18 protein-coding genes are annotated in these 19,386 nt (G+C 71.7%); 4 read left to right on the top strand and 14 right to left on the bottom strand.

Annotated elements, in window-relative coordinates; translation table 11 throughout:
* Positions 1-9: 9 nt before the first annotated feature.
* From ACQEV1_RS13555 to ACQEV1_RS13530, 6 genes are all read right to left on the bottom strand, one after another.
* On the bottom strand, positions 10-1,206 hold the full coding sequence (locus ACQEV1_RS13555; protein WP_285618368.1) for an extracellular solute-binding protein: 1,197 nt from the start codon (positions 1,204-1,206) through the stop codon (positions 10-12).
* Positions 1,207-1,213: 7 nt separating this feature from the next.
* Positions 1,214-2,212, bottom strand: coding sequence for a LacI family DNA-binding transcriptional regulator (locus ACQEV1_RS13550; RefSeq protein WP_285618369.1), 999 nt, complete (start codon positions 2,210-2,212; stop codon positions 1,214-1,216).
* Between the two features lie 874 nt (positions 2,213-3,086).
* Positions 3,087-3,368 carry a hypothetical protein gene (locus ACQEV1_RS13545; protein ID WP_433394082.1) on the bottom strand — a complete coding sequence of 94 codons (282 nt, stop codon included), beginning with the start codon at positions 3,366-3,368 and terminating at the stop codon, positions 3,087-3,089.
* Positions 3,369-3,548: 180 nt separating this feature from the next.
* On the bottom strand, positions 3,549-4,139 hold the full coding sequence (locus tag ACQEV1_RS13540) for a DUF2064 domain-containing protein (protein ID WP_285618370.1): 591 nt from the start codon (positions 4,137-4,139) through the stop codon (positions 3,549-3,551).
* Entirely contained in the window at positions 4,136-4,666 is a 531-nt protein-coding gene (locus ACQEV1_RS13535; protein ID WP_285570430.1) for a M48 metallopeptidase family protein, read from the bottom strand. Before ACQEV1_RS13535 ends, ACQEV1_RS13540 begins: the two co-directional genes overlap by 4 nt.
* Positions 4,667-4,983: 317 nt before the next feature.
* Positions 4,984-5,772, bottom strand: a complete 789-nt coding sequence (locus ACQEV1_RS13530) for an enoyl-CoA hydratase/isomerase family protein (protein ID WP_285618371.1) — start codon at positions 5,770-5,772, stop codon at positions 4,984-4,986.
* 270 nt (positions 5,773-6,042) lie between these two features.
* Here ACQEV1_RS13530 and ACQEV1_RS13525 point away from each other — a divergent pair, with 270 nt between their 5' ends.
* A complete protein-coding gene (locus ACQEV1_RS13525; RefSeq protein WP_285618372.1) occupies positions 6,043-7,392 on the top strand; it encodes an ABC1 kinase family protein in 1,350 nt (449 codons plus the stop codon).
* Positions 7,393-7,395: 3 nt separating this feature from the next.
* Here the strand turns inward: ACQEV1_RS13525 and ACQEV1_RS13520 are convergent, their stop codons facing one another.
* The 6 genes from ACQEV1_RS13520 to ACQEV1_RS13495 form a co-directional block, all read right to left on the bottom strand.
* On the bottom strand, positions 7,396-7,548 hold the full coding sequence (locus ACQEV1_RS13520; RefSeq protein ID WP_285570439.1) for a hypothetical protein: 153 nt from the start codon (positions 7,546-7,548) through the stop codon (positions 7,396-7,398).
* A 269-nt stretch (positions 7,549-7,817) separates the two neighbouring features.
* The gene (locus ACQEV1_RS13515; RefSeq protein WP_285570442.1) at positions 7,818-8,027 is read right to left on the bottom strand and encodes a hypothetical protein; all 210 of its coding nucleotides are present in this window, start codon (positions 8,025-8,027) and stop codon (positions 7,818-7,820) included.
* Positions 8,024-8,293, bottom strand: a complete 270-nt coding sequence (locus ACQEV1_RS13510; protein WP_285571363.1) for a WhiB family transcriptional regulator — start codon at positions 8,291-8,293, stop codon at positions 8,024-8,026. The genes ACQEV1_RS13515 and ACQEV1_RS13510 overlap by 4 nt, the downstream gene beginning before the upstream one ends.
* Before the next feature lie 489 nt (positions 8,294-8,782).
* Positions 8,783-9,622, bottom strand: coding sequence for a TrmH family RNA methyltransferase (locus tag ACQEV1_RS13505; RefSeq protein ID WP_433394078.1), 840 nt, complete (start codon positions 9,620-9,622; stop codon positions 8,783-8,785).
* 122 nt (positions 9,623-9,744) lie between these two features.
* On the bottom strand, positions 9,745-10,605 hold the full coding sequence (gene tesB, locus ACQEV1_RS13500) for an acyl-CoA thioesterase II (RefSeq protein WP_433394076.1): 861 nt from the start codon (positions 10,603-10,605) through the stop codon (positions 9,745-9,747).
* A 28-nt stretch (positions 10,606-10,633) separates the two neighbouring features.
* A complete protein-coding gene (locus tag ACQEV1_RS13495; RefSeq protein ID WP_433394074.1) occupies positions 10,634-12,718 on the bottom strand; it encodes an ATP-dependent DNA helicase UvrD2 in 2,085 nt (694 codons plus the stop codon).
* Between the two features lie 152 nt (positions 12,719-12,870).
* Here ACQEV1_RS13495 and ACQEV1_RS13490 point away from each other — a divergent pair, with 152 nt between their 5' ends.
* The 3 genes from ACQEV1_RS13490 (at position 12,871) to ACQEV1_RS13480 (ending at position 16,994) form a co-directional block, all read left to right on the top strand.
* On the top strand, positions 12,871-13,134 hold the full coding sequence (locus ACQEV1_RS13490; protein ID WP_285570459.1) for a mycoredoxin: 264 nt from the start codon (positions 12,871-12,873) through the stop codon (positions 13,132-13,134).
* Between the two features lie 108 nt (positions 13,135-13,242).
* On the top strand, positions 13,243-15,081 hold the full coding sequence (locus ACQEV1_RS13485) for a DUF4118 domain-containing protein (RefSeq protein WP_433394072.1): 1,839 nt from the start codon (positions 13,243-13,245) through the stop codon (positions 15,079-15,081).
* A 74-nt stretch (positions 15,082-15,155) separates the two neighbouring features.
* Positions 15,156-16,994 (top strand): sensor histidine kinase, encoded by a 1,839-nt coding sequence (locus ACQEV1_RS13480; RefSeq protein ID WP_433394070.1) that lies wholly within the window; start codon positions 15,156-15,158, stop codon positions 16,992-16,994.
* Here ACQEV1_RS13480 and ACQEV1_RS13475 read toward each other — a convergent pair whose 3' ends face one another.
* On the bottom strand, positions 16,995-17,969 hold the full coding sequence (locus tag ACQEV1_RS13475) for a quinone oxidoreductase family protein (RefSeq protein WP_433394068.1): 975 nt from the start codon (positions 17,967-17,969) through the stop codon (positions 16,995-16,997).
* Between the two features lie 138 nt (positions 17,970-18,107).
* Positions 18,108-19,370 carry an RICIN domain-containing protein gene (locus ACQEV1_RS13470; protein ID WP_433394066.1) on the bottom strand — a complete coding sequence of 421 codons (1,263 nt, stop codon included), beginning with the start codon at positions 19,368-19,370 and terminating at the stop codon, positions 18,108-18,110.
* Positions 19,371-19,386: the final 16 nt, after the last annotated feature.

Here is a 19,386-nt window from a genome sequence, read left to right as displayed (position 1 = left end):
TCCGCTCGTTCACTTCTTGACCTTGCCGCTGCCGACGGTCCGGTCCCACTGGTCGAACGCGGCGACCTGCTGCTGGGCCGGCAGGGAGGTCTCCGTGGGGAACTTCGGGATCCACTGGTCGTACTCCGGCCGGCCGAACTGCTGGATGACCTGCTGCGACTTCTGCGGCGCCATCTGCACGGTGACACCGTTCACCGCCGGGCCCGGGTAGAAGTAGCCGTCGTCGTAGGCCTTCGCCTGCTGCTGCGGGGTGAGCATCCACTTGATCAGCTGGAGGTCCGCGGACAGCACGTCGGCGGAGACCCCGCGCGGCACGACGGCGTACTGCGCGTCGGTCACCCAGTGCATGCCCTTGAGGTACGCGACCTTGTCACCGGCCGGGACCTGGCCGAGCGCCCGCGGGTTGATGTCCCAGCCCGTCGTGGTGGCGATGATGTCGGCCGAGCCGTTGGCCAGGTTGGACATCGTCTCCGACGTCTTGGAGGGGTAGTAGTCGACGTACTTGGTGAGTTCCTGCAGGTACGACCAGGTCTTGGACCAGCCGGCCTTGGGGTCCTTCGGGTTGGAGTCGCCGAGGATGTAGGGCAGGCCCATGAGGAACGTACGGCCGGGGCCGGAGTTGGCGGGGCGGGCGTACTGGAACTTCTTCGGGTGCGCCTTGGCCCAGGCGAGGAGCTCGTCCGCGGTCGCCGGCGGCTTGCTCACCGTCTTGGGGTTGTACTCGATCAGCGGCCCTGAGGGGTAGTAGACGACCTCGACGCCGTGGCCCTGGGCGAGTTCCTGCATCTTCTGCGCGGGAGCCTGGTAGTTCGCGTTGCCCAGGCGGCTCGCGTAGTCGTCGGTCTTGACCCACAGGTTCTGGTCGATGCCGGCGGACAGGGCGTCGGTGCCGGTCAGGACCAGGCCGATCTGCACCTGGCCGGCGCTCTGCTGAGCCTTGATCTTGCCGGGCAGCTCGGGCGCCGTGGCGTTGGTGTAGGTGACCTTCTTGATCACCTTGGGGTGGGTCTTGACGAACTCGTCGATCATTCCCTTGGTGAGCTGGAGGTTGCCCGCCACATCGATGATGTTGAGGGTCACCGGGTTCTTCGGGTTGTCCGGCACATTGCCCGGGGTGAGGTCCTTGGCCCCGCCCCCCGCATTCGGCGAGCCGCACGCGCCCGCCAGGACCAGCACCGCCGCGAGACACAACGTCTTCACACGCATCAGGGGATTACCTTCCCGTCGGATCGCGCGGCACGGCGGTCGACGCCCGCACGATCAGCTGGCATTCGAGTCCCCGGCGGAGATCCCCCGCCTCGGCGCCGGTGACGTTCAGGAGGCTCACGAGCAGGTCGACGGCCGCGCGGCCTGCCCGTTCGTTCTGCATGGACACGGTGGTCAGCGGCGGGGTGGCCATGCCCGCCATCGGAATGTCGTCGAACCCGACGACGCTCATCTCCTTGGGTACGGACACGCCCCGATCGGCCAGCCGGGACATCACCCCGAGGGCCATCAGGTCGTTGTAGGCGATGATCGCCGTCACGCCCTCGGCGAGCGCCAGGTCGGCGGCGTGCGACCCACCCTCGAACCGCGGCGCGAACGGCCCCAGCTCCACCACCTCGATGTCCTGCCGGGCGGCGCGGCGCAGCCCGCGCCGGCGCTCCCGGTTCGACCACGAGGCGCGTGGCCCGCTCAGGTAGGCGACCCTGCGGTGCCCGAGAGCGGCGAGATGCTCGGCCGCCTGGCGCATGCCGCCCGCCGTGTCCATGAGGACGGCGGGCTGGTTTCGCACCTGCCGGTTGATGAGCACCAGGGACGTCGTGCCGACGACGCGTTCGAGCTGCGCCTCCGACATGCGTGAGGAGCAGAGGATGACGCCGTCGACCTGTTTGGCCATCGCCTGGACGAGGGCGATCTCCTCGGTGGCGTTCTCGTCGCAGTCCGCGAGGAAGACGGCATAGTCCGCCTCACGAGCCCGCGCCTGCACCCCCTTCAGAACGTTGGGAAAGAAGGGGTTGGACAGGTCGGGAACGATCACGCCCAGATTGCCGGTCTTGCCGGTGATCAGGCCTCGGGCGGCGCGGTTCGGCCGGTAACCCAGCCGCTCCGCGGTCGCCAGGACGTGGTGCCGGGTCTCGTCTCGCACCATCTCCGGCACGGTGAACGCCCGGGAGACGGTGGAGACCGAAACCCCCGCCTCACGGGCCACGTCCTGGATGGTCACCGGCACCGGATTCTCCTCCTGTGTTTCGGATGAGTGAAACTCTGCAATCCTTTGCAGAGCGCGTCAATGTGACCTTTCGGCCATAAGACCCTTACCTTCGCCACCCGGGCTAAAGCGTTCGGGCGGCACCCGCCGCGCGGCGGGCAGCGGCAGCTCGCGGGCCGAGGCCGACGGCCGCAGGACGGACGGCCTGCGGGCCCGTTCCGCCGATCACCGTGACCGCGGCCCAGCGTCTCAGCACGTGCCTGTGGCCAGTGCGGGCAGCACTCCCCCAGGCACCCGCTCAAGCCAGGCGGTCAAGGCGTCGCCGCGGTTCCTCTTCCTTCCGAGAACGACCGTCCACTGGCCTCGTTCCGGCGCTCGCGGGTCGGCAATCCCACACGGCATTCCCCCGGGCCTCTGCCGATGCCGGCCGGTGAAAGCCGTCCGGCGCACTCGCCCTCCCCGCCGAGAACGACCCGTCGCCACACCCGCGGACGGACGATCCCGCGGGCGCTCACCCACGTCACCGGACAGATCCGGCAGGACGGCGCTCCCCCGCTCGCCGTCGGGTCGCGCCTTCCCAGCACGCTCGTCGCCGCCCGTAAGGCTCGGGAGGCGGTGGAGCGCAGGCGCAGCTGGACCACCTCGCCGAACGCGGGATCTGACGGCCCGATGGAGACCTTGAAGGACGCCGCCGTGGCCAGTGGTTCGGTCGGGCGGCGCTGTCGCGGCTCGCGCAGCGGGGCGTCGAGGCCAGGCCATCGGCCACCACCGGGGCTCCTCGCACGGACAGACCCGGATGTCGGCGTCGGAGCATCCCGCCTGCCGCCGATCGACGACGAGCCGCGTCCCGGGCCGGCCGTCCGGCGCGCCGATACTCGGGCCGCCGTGGCCGGGGTCACACGCCGCCCGAGGGGCGGACGGATGTCGCCCAGGACTCCAGACCCGGAACCAGGCAGCCCGGCTCAGCGGGAATCAGGAGATCACCTGTCAGGCCACGCGCGCCGCCGTCGCGGAGTTCGGCGGACCCGAGCGGGTCACCGAGGGATTCCGCGCCGTACTGGCCGCCGCCCAGGCCCGCCGGGTCGTGCTTCCCCTGGTGACGGCCGGCCCGCTGGTCGGCGGCCTGTGGACGGTCGCCGCCCGGGAATATCCCAGCCCGCGATCGGCGGAGCCGCATACCGGCCGGCCGTCCGACGCGCCGATACTCGGGCCACCGAAGCCCGATCCGAGGAGAACGCGAGGAAACCAGCAAAAATACCGAGCTCGCGTCCAAGAGCATCCCGCCCCTACGCAGCCGACGCGCGAGCCGCATGCCGGCCGGCTGCCCGGCGTGCCGGTGCTGAGGCCGACGGGTCCCTCAGGCTCCGCCGAGGAGGATCCGGGTGTTGTCCCAGCCTTCCAGGCCCGGGTCCAGGCGAGCCAAGTCGGCGGGGGTGCGGAGGCGGTGCCAGCCGGGGCCGGAGCGTACGGCTCCCGGGCGAGCGGCCGCGGCGCGCAGGCGGCTCGGGGCGTCGTCCGTGTTCAGGTCGACGTCCTCCAGCCACGGCGGCGCGGGCAGGCGGGCGGCCAGGGCGACCAGGCCGCCGCCCTTCGCCGGGCAGAGGGCGACCTCTCCCCCGCCCAGGGAGCGGAACAGCTTGCCGAGCAGCAGCGACGGCAGGTCGGGGGCGTCGTGGGCGACCACGGCCGCCTGGTCGGCGCCGAGGTCCGCCAGCGCGTCGAGCAGCGGGCGCAGGCCGGTGGTCCGGACGATCTCGGTGCCCGGCCAGGTGATCGCCTCGGCCTCGGGATCGGGACCGGTCAGGGCCAGGACCGGTGTGACGAACTCCAGTCCGGCGACGACCTCGTAGGTGTCCTCCAGCACGGCGAGCCGGAACTCCGCCGGGTCGGCGCCGGGCGGGGTCGCGACCTCGTCTCCGGCCAGGACGGCGACGAAGCGGGAGGTCACGTGACGGGCTCTCCGTCCGCCAGCGGCAGGCTCGCGGTGGCGGCGACGCCTTCGAGGTAACCGCGCGCACGCTCGGTGCGGGGGTAGCGGTTGACCAGCTTCCAGAACGCCGGGCCGTGGCCGGGCTCGATGAGGTGGGTCAGCTCGTGCAGGAGGACGTAGTCGACCACCCAGCCGGGCATCCCGCGCAGCTGGGCGGAGAGCCGGATGGTGCCGTCTTCGGGCGTGCAGGAACCCCAGCGGCTGCGCTGGTTGCCGACCCAGCGTACGCTCGCCGGCGCGGCGCGGCCGTCGAGGTAGCGTGACGCGAGTTCGCGGGCACGGTCGAACAGCGCCGCGTCGCTCGGCCGCCGGCGCGCCTCGCGCCGCGCCAGCCGTTCGAGCACGGTCGCGATCCATTCCTGCTCTTCGGCGTCGCTCAGCCCGGCCGGCATCATCACGACCGTCTTGTCGCCGTCGCGGCGCGCGGTGACCGTGCGACGGCGCCGGGAACTGCGACGAACCTCTATCTCGCCTGTGGGGGGCACCGTAGCACCGTACCGAAAACTTTGTTTTCTCCACAGGGGGTGGATCGCATCGATGCAGGTAGATCAGGGGTAATTGAATCATCCCCAGGGCTATCCACACCCATGTGCGCAGGTTGTCCACAGGGACGCTCCGGCCTGTCCCCACCGGGTCCCCAGGGCCGTCCACAGGCTCTCGTTGACTCCCGTCCGACCCTCCTCCTAGCGTCACGCGCACCGGGGGTCCCCGCGGCGCACGGGACGGCCGCCCACTGGGAAGGGGGGTGGCCGAACCGGCGCACGGGGGCTTTCCGGGCCGGCCCCACCCCCTGGGCGGGGCCTCAGCGGCCCGTGAACCTCGGTGCGCGCCTCTCGCGCTGCGCGGCGATGCCCTCGGCGAGATCCGCCGAGGCCATGGTCACCGGCTGGGCCAGCGACTCCCACCGCAGGGCCGCCTCCAGGCTCGGCTGCCCGCCGTCGGCCAGGGCGGCCTTGGTCAGGCGGGTGGCGACCGGCGCCTGCTCGGCGATCCGCGCGGCGACCTCGAGCGCCACGTCGAGCACCTTCTCGCGCGGCACCGCGCGGTTGACCATCCCGTGCGCCGCCGCCTCCTCTCCGGTCACCACGCGGCCGGTGAAGAGCATCTCCCGGGCCAGCGGCAGGCCGCCCGTCTCGGGCAGCAGGTACGTCGCGGCCATGCCCGGATGGATGCCCAGCCGGGTGAACGGCGCGACCAGCTTGGCGTCGGAGGCGGCGTACCGCAGGTCACAGGCCAGGGCGAGGCACAGGCCGGCGCCGACGGCGGCGCCGTTGACCGCGGCGACCGTGGGCACCTCCAGGTCGCGCACCGACAGCCAGGTGCGGTAGAAGCCGAGCATGTGATCGCGGAGCGGGGGCACGTCGACCTGGCCGCGATCGGCGATCCAGCCCAGGTCGCCGCCGGAGGAGAAGGCACTGCCGGCGCCGGTGACGACGACGCAGCGCACCCCGGCGTCCTCCCGGAGACCGGCGATGGCCTCGCGCCAGGCGGAGGTCATCGTCTCGGACATCGCGTTGCGCCGGGCGGGGTCATCGAGGGTGAGCACGACGATCCCGTCTGAACGCCGATCCACCCGCAACCGTTCGCTCATGCGTCCTCCTTCGTCGGAGGAGAGACCAGGCGCACTGTGCTCGTCGATTCGCTCACTCCGTTCGCTCATGGCCGGAGGGTATTGGGCTCGGGCCGTCCCGGCGAGCGCCCTAGTGAGAAAGCACACACTTACGCGATTTGGCAGGTCACCTATGCTCACGGGTGCACGCGCCGAACATCTGGCGGATATCGGTATGGACGCGTGACGTCTCTCACGCAGAATGAAAGACGTGCCACCCCCACACGGATGCGCGAACAAGCAGGTAGGCGAATGAGCGATCTTCCCCGTCGCGCCGTGACGCGGACCGCCAAACTGGCGTCTCTCCCGATCGGCTTCGCTGGGCGTACGGCCCTCGGCGTCGGCAAGCGCACCTTCGGCAAGTCCGCCGAGCTGGTCGCGCTGGAGATCCAGCAGCGTACGGCCGATCAGCTGTTCAAGGTGCTCGGCGAACTCAAGGGCGGAGCGATGAAGCTCGGCCAGATGCTGTCGATCTTCGAGGCGGCCCTTCCACCGGAGCTCGCGGGGCCGTACCGCGCGACGCTCACCCGGCTGCAGGAGGCGGCTCCCCCGCTGCCCGCCCGTACGGTGCACCGGGTCCTGACCGAAGGCCTCGGCGAGGACTGGCAGTCGCTGTTCGCCGAGTTCGACGACCGGCCGGCCGCGGCGGCCTCCATCGGCCAGGTCCACAAGGCGGTCTGGCACGACGGCCGTACGGTCGCGGTCAAGGTGCAGTACCCCGGCGCGGGCAAGGCGCTGCTGAGCGACTTCAACCAGCTCGCCCGGCTGGGCCGGCTGTTCGCGGTGCTGATGCCGGGGCTGGACATGAAGGCGATGCTCGCCGAGGTCAAGGAGCGCGTCAGCGAGGAGCTCGACTACACGGTCGAGGCCGAGTCCCAGCAGATCTTCGCCGAGGCGTACGCGGACGACCCCGACATCTACGTTCCCGAGGTCGTCGCGCAGTCGGGCCACGTGCTCGTCACCGAGTGGATGGACGGCACTCCGCTGTCGGCGATCATCGCGGACGGCACTCAGGAGCAGCGCGACCACGCGGGCCTGTTGTACTGCCGTTTCCTGTTCTCGGGCCCGGCGCGCTGCGGTCTGCTGCACGCCGACCCGCACCCGGGCAACTTCCGGCTGCTCGACGACGGGCGCCTGGGCGTGATCGACTTCGGCGCCGTCGACCGGCTGCCGGGCGGGTTCCACCGGCGCATCGGCGTGCTCATGCGGATCGGCACGCTCCTCGACATCGACCAGATCATGAAGGCGCTGCGCGAAGAGGACTTCATCCGCGAGGGCGTCGAGGTCGACCCGGAGTCGCTGCAGGCGTTCATCGTCCCGATCGCCGAGCCGCTGATCGAGGACACGTTCAAGTTCAGCCGCGAGTGGCTACGGCAGGAGTTCGCGCGGGTGACGGACCTGCGGCCGACGAACGTCGTGCGTCAGCTGAACCTGCCGCCCTCGTACGTGCTGATCCACCGCGTGGTCGCGGCCGGCACGGGCGTGCTGTGCCAGCTCGAGGCCGAGGGCCCGTTCCGCGGCGAGGCACTGCACTGGGTGCCGGGCTTCGCCGACGACGACCCGGACGGGTCGGAAGAGGGCTCCGAAGAGATCGCCAGCTGAGCGTTACCAGTAGACCTGGTCGAGCCGGCCCTCGATCGAACGGATGTTGTCGCGGCTGCACCGGTCGCACAGGTGCCGCAGGCCCCGCTCGGTGACGTCGGTGGTCCAGCCGAGCGGTGACTCGGCGGTGGTTCCGCAGGACGTGCAGCTGACCATGCCGGTCGCTCCCCCTTGTTCGTCGGCCTTGTTCCAAGCATCACCGATCGACCGCTTCGGCGGAAGCGAAACGCGGTGACGTTGGCCAACGCGTTGCCTCCACCAGGAGTTTCGGGTCCTCGGAGGCGGCGAGCGCACGATTCCGCAGTCCGTGCCGTCTCCGGGCCGCGCTCTGAGCCGCCGAAAGGACTCCTCGAAACGCCGCGGGACCCCCGGCCGTGGTGCCGGGGGTCCCGTCTTCCTTCAGGAGGCGCTCTCGGGCGAACCCGTCAGCGCGCGGTCAGCAGGCGCCGGACGCGGGCGGCGGTCAGCTCGGCGTCGCGGCGGGCCCGGCGTGCGGCCCGGGCCTGGGCGATGCCGCGCCGACGCGCTACCTCGCGCTCGGCGTCACGTATTCGTTCCTGGGACAGTTCAATGCTGAGCAAGCTCATCTTCTGCTCTTTCTCGGTACGTGCGGTCTCGGTCGGTCGGCGGGTCATGCCGCCACCTCGGCGTTCTTGCGGGGACGTCCGCGCGGACGCTTCCGGGGGACGACGACGCCGCGGATGAACAGCTCTCCACCCCAGACACCCCAGGGCTCCCGGCGCTCGAGGGCGCCGGCGAGGCAGGCACGCCGGATCGGGCACTCGGCGCACAGCGCCTTGGCCAGTTCGACGTCCTGGGGCGACTCGGCGAAGAAGAGCTCGGGCTCCTGCCGGCAGGGAAGATCGAGGTTCTCGCTGATCGCGGTGAGCGCGAGGCCCAAGGTCTCCACCCCTTTCTTGATCTGATCTCTCGTTGGTTCGGTGTGGCCGAAACAAAAAGGCCGCGGTTCCCGGGGTCGGGATCCGCGGCCTGGAGGCCTGCTCAGAGCTTTCACTCTGGCGGTCTCCAGGGGGGCGGACCCAGCGGCATACGGATGGCCGCATCCTTGGCCTGGGCGGTCAGCTGGCCGGCGCCGAGCGTCGTGAAGACGTGCTTCTCCACTCGCTTCTTCGCCACGCCCTCAGGCCGCGCGTGCCCGGCTTCGGGGGACACGTAGACGGCCGGAAGCGAGGCGCTACCGCGCGAGAACAGCACGGACGGACGCGGGCATGCGGCGGCCCAAGCTTGAGTGCCGATGTTGTTACTCACGCGACTGCCACCGCCCTTCTACGTCCGCGGGCCCTCCGGTGGGAGGGAGCCCGTCATGTGCTCGCGAGAAGCGTACGATCGCCGCCCCGATGGGGGCAACGTATTTTCCACCTGCGATTTCTTATTTTTCTTTTCGTTGCCTCGCGGCCTCGTACAGGACCACGGTCGCGGCGGACGCGGCGTTCAGCGAGCTGGCCGCTCCGCCGATCGGGATCCGCACGACCTCGTCGCAGGCCGCGAGCCATGCCGCGCTCATCCCGCGGGTCTCGTTTCCGATCACGATGAGGACCGGTCCGCCGAGATCATGGCGCGCGACGTCGTGGGTTCCGGTCTCGTCGGTGCCGACGATGCGGACGTCCGCGGCGTGGGCCCACTCGGCGACCGCGGCCGGCGAGGGCACGCGTACGACGGGCACGGCGAACAGCGACCCCGTGCTGGCGCGCACCGCCTTGGGGTCGTAGACGTCGGCGGCGTGCCCGGTCACGATCACCCCGGAGGCGCCGAACGCGTCGGCGGAGCGTACGACGGTGCCGATGTTGCCCGGGTCGCTGGGCCGGTCGAAGACGACGACCGGGCCGCCGGGAGTGATCCGGTCCAGGTCGTCGGGCGGCAGGGCGACGACCGCGACGAGTTCGGCGTCGTCCTTGCCGGCCAGCTCGGCCAGCAGGGCGGGCTCCATCTCGACGCGTTCGGCCCCGGTGTCGCGCAGCACGCCCTCGGCCCAGGAGGACAGCCGCCGGCCGCCGGCGTGGATGAGGCAGCGGATCGGCCAGCCGCGCTCGGCGGCGATGGTGATCGGCCGGACCCCCTGCACGATGAACTCTCCCGCCCGGTTCCGCTTGGTCCGGTTGGTGAGCAGCGCCTGCCACTGCTGGAACCGCGCGTTGCGGGTACCGACCCGAGTGACGCTCGTCTGTCCTTTGACCTGCCGGTACGCCGGGCGTGCGCGCGCTGACCCCATGATCTGCACACCCTACGCACACGAGCGGCGCGGTGCGAGCCGGCGTACCTCGCGATCCGTCGCGAAGTCGATTGCCCGGCCGCCGACGCCCAGCGGAACAACGAGGCGGCGGCCGCGGCCGGTCAGGACTCCGTCGTCCGGACCAGGCCCTCCTGGACGACCGAGACGACCAGCTCACCGTCCTGGGTGAACACCTGGCCCCGGGCCAGGCCGCGGCCGCCGGCGGCGTTCGGGGTGTCCTGGGCGTACAGCAGCCAGCGGTCGGCGCGGAACGGGCGGTGGAACCACATCGCGTGGTCCAGGCTCGCGCCCATGGTCTTCTTGTCGCCCCAGGCACGCCCGTGGTTGAGCAGCACCGTGTCGAGCAGCGTCATGTCCGAGGCGTACGTCATGAGGCAGACGTGCAGCAGCGGGTCCTCGGGGAGTTCGCCGTCGAAGCGCAGCCAGACCTTCGACTCCGGGCCGGTCAGCGACGGGTCGCGAGCGGCCTCCCAGGTGAGCGGCGTGATGTGCCGCAGGTCGACGGGGCGGCGGCGGAAGAAGTCGTTCTCCTGCGGGCCGAAGATGGCCTCCATCCGCTCGCGGAACGTCGGCAGCGTCTCCGGGGCGGGCACCTCGGGCATCGGCGCCTGGTGGGACAGACCCTCCTCCCGCACCTGGAACGACGCCGACAGGGTGAAGATCACCTTGCCGTGCTGGACGGCGGAGACCCGGCGGGTGGTGAACGAACGGCCGTCGCGGACGCGGTCGACCGTGTAGACGAGCGGCACGCTCGGGTCGCCCGGCCGGATGAAGTAGGCGTGCAGCGAGTGGACATGCCGGTCGGCGGGCACCGTACGGCCGGCGGCGACCAGCGCCTGACCGGCCACCTGGCCGCCGAAGACCCGCTGCTGGCGCTCTTCGGGGCTGCGGCCACGGAAGATGTTCATCTCGATCTGCTCCAGGTCGAGCAGATCGAGCAGCTCCTTCAGTGCGGCGTTCATGGTGATCCCTACTCAGTTGACCGGATCATCAGTCAACCAGGTCGGCGGCGGGCTCCTCACCTCGGCACAGTGCCAGGACGTCGGAGCCGTAGCGTTCGAGCTTGACCGCGCCGACACCGGGGATGGCGGCCAGGTCCGCCTCCGACAGCGGGGCACGCTCGGCGATCGCCTGCAGGGTGGCGTCGGTGAACACGACGTACGCGGGGACCTTCTGGCGTTTGGAGACCCCGACGCGCCAGTGCTTCATGCGTTCGAGGAGGTCTTCGTCATAGTCGATGGGGCAGCTCTCGCAGCGGCCGAGCTTGCGCTCGATCGCGGCGGTCAGCGGGCGCCCGCAGACCCGGCACGGCTGAGGGCCGGAGGACACCGGACGGCGCGCCGAGCGGTCGACCCGCGGCGGCCCGGCGCTCTGCGGCGCCAGGCCGTCGAGGAAGCGGGAACGGCGCCGTCCCTTGCGTCCGCCCGGCGACCGCGCCAGCGCCCACGACAGCGTCAGGAACTCGCGTGCCCGCGTCACCCCGACGTAGAGCAGCCTGCGCTCCTCCTCGATCTGGTCGGGGCTCTTCTCCGCGTAGATGATCGGCAGTGTGCCCTCGACCAGGCCGGTGAGGAAGACCGCGTCCCACTCCAGGCCCTTGGCGGTGTGGAGCGTGGCGAGCGTCACGCCTTCGAGCGTGGGCGCGTGCTGGGAGCCGGCCCGCTCCTCCAGCTCCGTCACGAACTCCCGCAGGCCCGCGGACGGGCGGTCGATGGCGACGTCCTCGGCGAGCTGGGCCAGCGCGGCCAGCGACTCCCAGCGCTCGCGTGCCGCGCCGCGGCCCTCGGGCGGCTGGTCGGTCAGCCCGGCGGCGGCCAGGACGTCGCGCACCGCGCGTACGAGCGGCTCGCCGGTGTCCGACCGCGCCGCTCCCCGCAGTAGGACCACGGCCTGGCGGACCTCGGCACGCTCGAAGAACCGCTCGGCGCCCTTCACGACGTACGGCACGCCGTGGTCGGCGAAGGCCTGTTCGTACGGCTCGGACTGGGCGTTGATGCGGAACAGCACCGCGATCTCCCGGGCCGGGACGCCCTCGTCGAGCAGCTCGCGGATGCGCTTGGCCACCGCTTCCGCCTCGGCCACCTCGTCGTCGTGCTCGGTGAAGACCGGCGTGGGGCCGTCGGACCGCTGCGCGACCAGTTCCAGGCGGTGCGCGCGCGCCTCGCCCCGCGCCTGCGCGAGCACGCCGTTGGCGAGGCGTACGACCTGCGGCGTCGAGCGGTAGTCGCGGACGAGCTTGATGACCTTGGCGTCCGGATGCTCGACCGTGAAGCCCAGGAGGTAGGAGGGGCTGGCGCCGGTGAAGGAGTAGATCGTCTGGTTGGGGTCGCCGACCACGCACAGGTCCTCGCGCTCGCCGAGCCACGTGTCGAGCAGGAGCTTCTGCAGCGGGTTGACGTCCTGGTACTCGTCGACCACGAAGTGGCGGTATTGGTCGCGGAACTGGTTCGCGACCTCCTGGTGCTCGGTGAAGATCGCGGCGGTGAGCTCCAGCATGCCCTCGAAGTCGATGAGGTTGCGGTCGCGGCGGAGCCGCTCGTAGGCGTCATGGACGCGCGCCATGTCGACGGCCTCGATGGGCGGGGTGCGCCCGGCCTTGGCCGCGGCGGCGGCGTAGTCGCCGGGGCGGGTCTGGGTGACCTTGGCCCACTCGATCTCGGCGGCCGCGTCACGCAGCTCGGTACGGCCGAACGACAGGCGGCACAGGCGCGCCGCCTCCGCCACCAGCGCGAGCTTGGACTCGACCAGCCGGGGCGGCTCTCCCCCGACGACCTTGGGCCAGAAGTAGTGCAGCTGCTTGTAGGCGGCGGCGTGGAAGGTGCGCGCCTGCACGCCCGGGGCGCCCAGCTGCCGTAGCCGCCCGCGCAGCTCGCCGGCGGCGCGCGTGGTGAACGTCACGGCGAGCACCCGCTGCGGGGCGACGACGCCGGTGTGCACCGCGTACGCGATGCGGTGGGTGATGGCGCGGGTCTTGCCCGTGCCGGCGCCGGCCAGCACGCATACCGGACCGCGGGTGGCCTCGGCCACCTCGCGCTGTTCCGGGTCGAGCCCGGCGAGGACCTCATCCGCCTCCATCGCCCCTCCTTTCACCGCGCGTTCATCCTCTCAGGCCCATCCGACGCTCGTGTCCCATCCCTCGTGTCGGTTCCGGGCGCTCGGGGTGGGAATGCGGTGGCCTGACCCGGCGTTGGACAGGTGTTCGCAACCGACGGACCGCGGGGAGAGTCATGACCACGCCCACAACGGGTGAGCTCACGATGTACACCACTTCGTGGTGTGGCTTCTGCAAACGGCTGAAGGCGCAGCTGGCCCGTGACGGGATCGCGATGGTCGAGATCGACATCGAGCGTGACCCGGCGGCCGCGGCGTTCGTGGAGAACGTCAACGGCGGCAACCAGACCGTGCCGGTCGTGGTGTTCCCCGACGGCACCGCGGTGACCAACCCGACCGCCAAGGACGTGAAGGCCCGCCTGGCCGCCCTTCCCGGCTGAGAGGCCCGGCGTCAGGGGAGCGGTCAAAAACGGATCGATCGCCGGTAAGGCGGCCTGACCTGCACTGACCCGAGCCGTCGACATCGCCGGTTCGGGTTAGTGTGGGTTATGCGTCCCTCCCTGCTGGCGACGCTGGAGCGCCGGCCGCGGCCGCGACTGTGGCTGGGTTTCCTGGTGATGGCGATGTGCCTCACCGTGGAGACCCTCCTGGGCGTGGCGCTGGCGAAGGTCGTGCCGGTCGAGTCCCTCGGCGTGCTCTACCTCGTCGGCCTGCTGCTGGTCACGTCTCTGTGGGGCCTGGCCATGGGGCTGGTGATGGCGGTGGCCAGCACCGTCGTCTTCGACTACTTCCTCATCCCGCCCGCGTGGACCCTGTGGCTCACCAAGAGCGAGGATCTGGCGATCCTCGGGATCTTCATCTCCCTGTCCCTGCTGGCGTGCGCGCTCGCCCGTGCGGCCCGGCTCCTGTCGGGCGAGATGGAGGCCCGCCAGGAGGCCGACCTGTCCGCCGAACTGGCCCGGCTGCTGCTGCGGGCACCCGACCTGAACGCGGCGCTCCCGGCCACCGCGCGGCGCCTGGCGGACGCCCTGACGCTGCCCTCGGCCTCGATCGACCTCGGCGACGTCCCCGCCGAGAACGGGGGACTGGCCTTCCCGCTGCGCGGTGAGGGCATCCGTGCCACGCTCCGCGTCCCCGGCGGCCTGCCCCGCCCCGTCACCCGGCGGCTGCAGGACCGGGTCGTCCCTTCCTTGGAGGTGCTGCTCGAAGCCGCGTGCGAACGCGAGCAGGTCGCCGGCGCCCTGCGGGCCAGCCGCGACGAACTCGCCCGGATCGCCGAGGAGCAGGCCGCGCTGCGGCGCCTGGCCACACTGGTGGCGCACGTGGCTCCGGAGAACGAGGTCTTCTCCGCCGTGGCACGTGAGATGGGGCAGATCCTCGGTGCGCGTCACACGCTGGTGGTCCGCTACGAGCCGGCCTGCGCCGCACTCAACGTCGGCGCCTGGTCCCCCTCCCCCGGCGACGACGTCAATCCGCCGCTGGGTTCGCGGTGGACGCTGGAAGAGGGAACCGTCACCGAGCTGGTGGCGCGTACCGGCGCGCCGGGCCGGATCAACGGGTACACCGGCCGGGGCCCGCTCTCCACCCAGCTGCGTGCGCGCGGCGTCGTCTCCGCCGTCGGCTGCCCGATCATCGTCGGCCGGTCGCTGTGGGGCGTGGTCGTCGTGTCCACCCGTTCGGCGGACCCGCTGCCGGAGGACACCGAGGTGCGCATGATGGAGTTCACCGAGCTCGCCGCCGCCGCCATCGCCAACGCCCAGAGCAACGCCGACCTCAAGGCCTCCCGCGCCCGCGTCGTCGCCGCCGCCGACGAGGCGCGCCGCCGCATCGAACGCGACCTGCACGACGGCACGCAGCAGCGGCTGGTCGCGCTCGGGCTTGAGCTGCGCGGGATCGAGGCCGCGGTCCCGCCGGAGTTCGCCGACGTCCGGCTCCAGGTGGCGCACACCGCCAAGGCTCTGGAAGAGGCCGTCGTCGAACTCCAGGAACTCTCCCGCGGCCTGCACCCCGCCATCCTCGCCAAGGGCGGCCTCGAACCGGCACTCATGGTCCTCGCCCGCCGCTCCCCCGTGGCCGTGGAACTGGACGTCTCCCTCGACGAGCGGCTCCCCGAGCCGTGCGAGATGACCGTCTACTACGTGGTCTCCGAGGCGCTCACCAACGCCACGAAGCACGCGTTCGCCTCAGTGGTCCGCGTCGCCGTCAGCGTCGGGAACGAGACGGTCCACCTGACCATCCGCGACGACGGCGTCGGCGGAGCCGACCCCTCACGCGGCTCCGGCCTCATCGGCCTCACCGACCGCGTCGAGGCCGTCGGTGGCACCATCTCCATCCTCAGCCCCAAAGGCGCCGGCACCACCCTGCTGGTGGAGATCCCCTGCGAATAACCGCCAGACGAGCACCATCCTCACCAGCGCGAACGCACACCGTCGGCGTTTGGCCGGCGGCGTTAAATGGTGTTATGCGGGCATCATTGCTGGCGGCGCTGGAGCGCCGGCCGCGGCCGCGACTGTGGCTGGGTTTCCTGGTGATGGCGCTGTGCCTCACCGTGGAGACTCTCGCCGGTGTCGGGCTGGCGAGAGTGGCGCCCGTGGACTCGCTCAGTCTGCTCTACCTCATCGGCCTGTTGTTGATCACGTCTCTGTGGGGCCTGGCCATGGGGCTCGTGATGGCCGTGGCCAGCGCCCTCGTCTTCGACTACTTCCTCCTCCCTCCGACATGGGAGCTGACGCTCGCCAAGGGCGAGGACCTGGTGGTCCTCGGGATCTTCCTGGTTCTCGCCCTGACGGTCTGCGCGCTCGCCCGTGCGGCCCGGCTTCTCCCGGGCGAGATGGAGGCCCGCCAGGAGGCCGACCTGTCCGCCGAGCTGGCCCGGCTGCTGCTGCGGGCACCCGACCTGAGCGTGGCCCTCCCGGCCACCGCTCGGCGCCTGGCGAGCGGCCTGAAGCTGCCCTCGGCCTCGATCGACCCAGGCGACCTCCCCGCCGAAGACGGAGGGCTGTCCTTCCCGCTGCGCGGTGACGGCATCCACGCCGCACTCCGCGTCCCCGGCGGCCTGCCCCGCCCCGTCACCCGGCGGCTGCGCGATCGGATCGTCCCCTCCCTGGGGATACTTCTCGAAGCCGCCTGCGAACGCGAACACGCCGCCGGCGCCCTGCGCGCCAGCCGCGACGAACTCGCCCGCAGCGTCGAGGAGCAGGCCGCGCTGCGGCGCCTGGCCACGCTGGTGGCGCATCACCCCCCGGCGACGGAGGTGTTCGACTCCGTCGCCGGCGAACTGGGCCGGCTCCTCGGCGTGCGCCACACGCTGGTGGTCCGTTACGAGCCGGACGGCACGGCGACCACCGTCGGCGACTGGCACGCCCGCGAGGATATTCGCCCCACCTTCCCGACCGGTTCACGCTGGACGCTGGAAGAGGGGAGCGTGACCGAGATGGTCGCGCGTACCGGCGCGCCGGCCCGGCTCAATGACTACGACGGCGAGGGCGCCCTCATCCGCCAGGTAGGGGCGCGGGGCGTCAGGTCCGCCGTCGGCTGCCCCATCGTCGTCGGCCGGTCCCTGTGGGGCATGCTCGCGGTCGCCTCCAGCACGCCGGAGCCGCTGCCGGAGGACACCGAGGTGCGCATGATGGAGTTCACCGAGCTCGCCGCCGCCGCCATCGCCAACGCCCAGAGCAACGCCGACCTCAAGGCCTCCCGCGCCCGCGTCGTCGCCGCCGCCGACGAGGCGCGCCGCCGCATCGAACGCGACCTGCACGACGGCACACAACAGCGCCTGGTCGCCCTGGGCCTCGAGATGCGCGGAGTCGAAGCCGCCATCCCACCCGAACTGCACGACGCCAGGCTCCGGATCGCCCACGCCGCCAAGGACCTGGACGAGGCCGTCGTCGAGCTCCAGGAGATGTCCCGCGGCCTGTACCCCGCCATCCTCGCCAAGGGCGGCCTCGAACCGGCACTCATGGTCCTCGCCCGCCGCTCCCCCGTGGCCGTCGAACTCGACGTCTCCCTCGACGAACGGCTCCCCCGGCAGTGCGAGATGACCGTCTACTACGTCGTCTCCGAAGCACTCACCAACACGGCCAAACACGCGTTCGCCTCGGCGGTCTGCGTCAGCCTCGCCGGCAGGAACAACACGATCCATCTGACCGTCCGCGACGACGGCGTCGGCGGAGCCGACCCCTCACGCGGCTCCGGCCTCATCGGCCTCACCGACCGCGTCGAGGCGATCGGCGGCACCATCTCCATCGTCAGCCCCAAAGGCGCCGGCACCACCGTCGTGGTCGAGATCCCCCTGGGGTGACTACCGGGTACGGGACATGCCGATGATCACGACCTTGCCGATCGGGCGGTCCTCGATCAGGTGGCGCAGCGCCTCGGCCGCCGCTTCCACCGGGTAGATCGAGTCGATGACGGGGTGGATCCGGCCCGCCGCCAGCAGGCCGGTGATGGTCGCCCAGGCGCGGCGCGACTGTGCCGCGGTGGCGTCCGGCAGCGAGAACCCGTGCAGGCTCGCGTGGCGCCGTACGACGTCGCCGACGGGCACGTGCGCGGCCGCACCGCCCGCCTCACCGACCAGGACGATCCGCCCGCCGGTCGCCAGCGCCGCCGCGATCTGCCCGGTCACGCCGCCGCCGACGCCGTCCACCGCCACGTCGATGCCGGCGGCGAACCCGTCGCCCAGCCCGTCGGGAAGCCGGTCGCGTTCGAGGTCGACCACGTCGATCCCGTGCGCCCACGGCGCCGCTCGTACGGCCTCGGCCTTCGCCGTGCTGCCGGTGCCGCCGGCCACGGCGGACGCGCCGAGCGCCCGCGCGAGCTGCACGGTCGCGTTGCCCACCCCGCCTCCGACGGCGGGAGCGAAGACGCGCTTGCCCGGACCGAACCGGCCCAGCCGCAGTGCGAGCACCGCCGTCAGGTACGCGACGGGGACCGTGGCCGCGACCTCGTCGGCGACGTTGACCGGGACCTCGGCGAGGTTCTGTTCGGGCACCACGGTGAGCTCGGCCATCGTGCCGGCCGGTCCGGCGAAGAACATCACCCGGGTGCCGGGTGTCCAGTGGCCGCCGGGGTCGGCGACGACGATGCCGGCGCCTTCCGCGCCGAGGGTGAGCGGGCCCGTGCCGGCGCCGGTCGCGGCCGTGTGGTCCCATCGCGTGACGCCCGCGGCGGTGACCTGGACGAGTACCTCACCGGCACCGGGTGTCGGATCCTCGATCCACTCCACCCGCAGGTCCGTCGTGTGCTCGGTGATCGGATACGCCCGCGCCGCCCTCACTGTCGCCCCCGGTCGGTCTCGCCCCCCATGCCGCTTTCGTCCCTATCCGTCACTCGACATACCCCTTGCGTGGATGCCGCACGCCTGGTCAGGGCCGGTACCCACCGGTATGACGGGTACCGGCCCTGATGTCGACGGTCAGGACGGGAGCGTCCACTGCTGGTTGGCGCTCCCGGCGCAGTCCCAGATCTGCAGCCGGGTGCCGTTGGCCGAGCTCGGCCCGGTGGCGTCCAGGCAGCGTCCGGACGCCGGGTTCACCAGCGAGCCGTTCGATCCCTTGGTCCACTGCTGGGCGCCGGTGCCGTTGCAGTCGTACAGCTGGATCTGCGTGCCGTTCGCGGTGCCGGCCGAGGTCACGTCCATGCACTTGCCCAGCGCCCGGATCGTGCCGTCCGAACCGACCGTCCACTGCTGCGCGGTCGTGCCGTTGCAGTCATACAGCTGCACCGCCGTACCGTTCGCGCTGCTCGCCGACGCGACGTCCACGCACTTGCCGCCGTATCCCTTGATCGGGCCGGTCGCGCCGCCGCCTCCGGTCGAGGACGTGGTGACGTGCACGTAGTCCACGACGAGCTGCGCCGGGAAGGGTGTCGAGCCGTCGGGGTCGCCGGGCCAGTAGCCGCCGACCGCGAGGTTCATGATGATGTAGAACGGGTGGTCGAACACCCACTTGTCACCGCCCAGGTCCGCCGGCGTACGGGTCTCGTACGGGGTGCCGTCCACCGACCAGGTGATGGTGTTCGGCGACCAGTCGATGGCGAAGGTGTGGAAGCCGTCGGCGAAGGCCTGCCCGCCGGGAAGGGTGTACCCGGCGCCGATGCCGCCGCTGCCGGAGTACCCCGGGCCGTGGATCGTGCCGTGGACGGTTCCCGGCTCGAACCCGACGTTCTCCATGACGTCGATCTCGCCGTTGCCCGGCCAGCCCTGGTTCCCGGTGCCGAGCAGCCAGAACGCGGGCCACATGCCCTGACCGCGCGGGATCTTCATCCGGGTCTCGAAGTGGCCGTACGCCTGGGTGAACGTCGAGGCCGTGTTCATCCTGGCCGAGGTGTACTGGCACGTGCCGTACCAGCACTGGTAGCCGGCCGGGTTCTCCTTCTTGGCGGTGATGACCAGGTGACCCTGGCCGTCGAGGGCGGCGTTGTTCGTGCCGCTCGTGTAGTACTCGCGCTCGTGGTTGTTGACGTTGTCGCCGGTCTCCAGGCGCCACTTGCCCTGGTCGACGCCGGAGCCGGCGGCGCCGTTGAAGTCGTCGGTGAACGTCGCCGCGGCCGGCGCGACGGCCCGCGGGGCACGGGCGGCCCCGGGGGTCGTCGCCGCCGTCGCGGCGCCACCGGACCCGGCGATCAGCGCGGCGGCGAGAGCGACCAGGCCGGCACGCCGACGGGTTGCGGTGCGCATGTTCGTTCCCTTCTCG

This window comes from Actinoallomurus sp. CA-142502, assembly GCF_050936355.1.
Lineage (GTDB): Bacteria > Actinomycetota > Actinomycetes > Streptosporangiales > Streptosporangiaceae > Actinoallomurus > Actinoallomurus iriomotensis.
This window is presented reverse-complemented; position numbering and strand designations above follow the sequence as displayed.

Excerpts from the sequence above, each read along its gene's own strand:
- ACQEV1_RS13555 (WP_285618368.1), bottom strand. The coding sequence starts at position 1,206 with ATGCGTGTGAAGACGTTGTGTCTCGCGGCGGTGCTGGTCCTGGCGGGC.
- ACQEV1_RS13545 (WP_433394082.1), bottom strand. The coding sequence starts at position 3,368 with ATGCGGCTCCGCCGATCGCGGGCTGGGATATTCCCGGGCGGCGACCGT.
- ACQEV1_RS13530 (WP_285618371.1), bottom strand. The coding sequence starts at position 5,772 with ATGAGCGAACGGTTGCGGGTGGATCGGCGTTCAGACGGGATCGTCGTG.
- ACQEV1_RS13525 (WP_285618372.1), top strand. The coding sequence starts at position 6,043 with ATGAGCGATCTTCCCCGTCGCGCCGTGACGCGGACCGCCAAACTGGCG.
- ACQEV1_RS13520 (WP_285570439.1), bottom strand. The coding sequence starts at position 7,548 with ATGGTCAGCTGCACGTCCTGCGGAACCACCGCCGAGTCACCGCTCGGC.
- ACQEV1_RS13515 (WP_285570442.1), bottom strand. The coding sequence starts at position 8,027 with ATGACCCGCCGACCGACCGAGACCGCACGTACCGAGAAAGAGCAGAAG.
- ACQEV1_RS13505 (WP_433394078.1), bottom strand. The coding sequence starts at position 9,622 with ATGGGGTCAGCGCGCGCACGCCCGGCGTACCGGCAGGTCAAAGGACAG.
- tesB (WP_433394076.1), bottom strand. The coding sequence starts at position 10,605 with ATGAACGCCGCACTGAAGGAGCTGCTCGATCTGCTCGACCTGGAGCAG.
- ACQEV1_RS13495 (WP_433394074.1), bottom strand. The coding sequence starts at position 12,718 with ATGGAGGCGGATGAGGTCCTCGCCGGGCTCGACCCGGAACAGCGCGAG.
- ACQEV1_RS13490 (WP_285570459.1), top strand. The coding sequence starts at position 12,871 with ATGACCACGCCCACAACGGGTGAGCTCACGATGTACACCACTTCGTGG.
- ACQEV1_RS13485 (WP_433394072.1), top strand. The coding sequence starts at position 13,243 with ATGCGTCCCTCCCTGCTGGCGACGCTGGAGCGCCGGCCGCGGCCGCGA.
- ACQEV1_RS13480 (WP_433394070.1), top strand. The coding sequence starts at position 15,156 with ATGCGGGCATCATTGCTGGCGGCGCTGGAGCGCCGGCCGCGGCCGCGA.
- ACQEV1_RS13470 (WP_433394066.1), bottom strand. The coding sequence starts at position 19,370 with ATGCGCACCGCAACCCGTCGGCGTGCCGGCCTGGTCGCTCTCGCCGCC.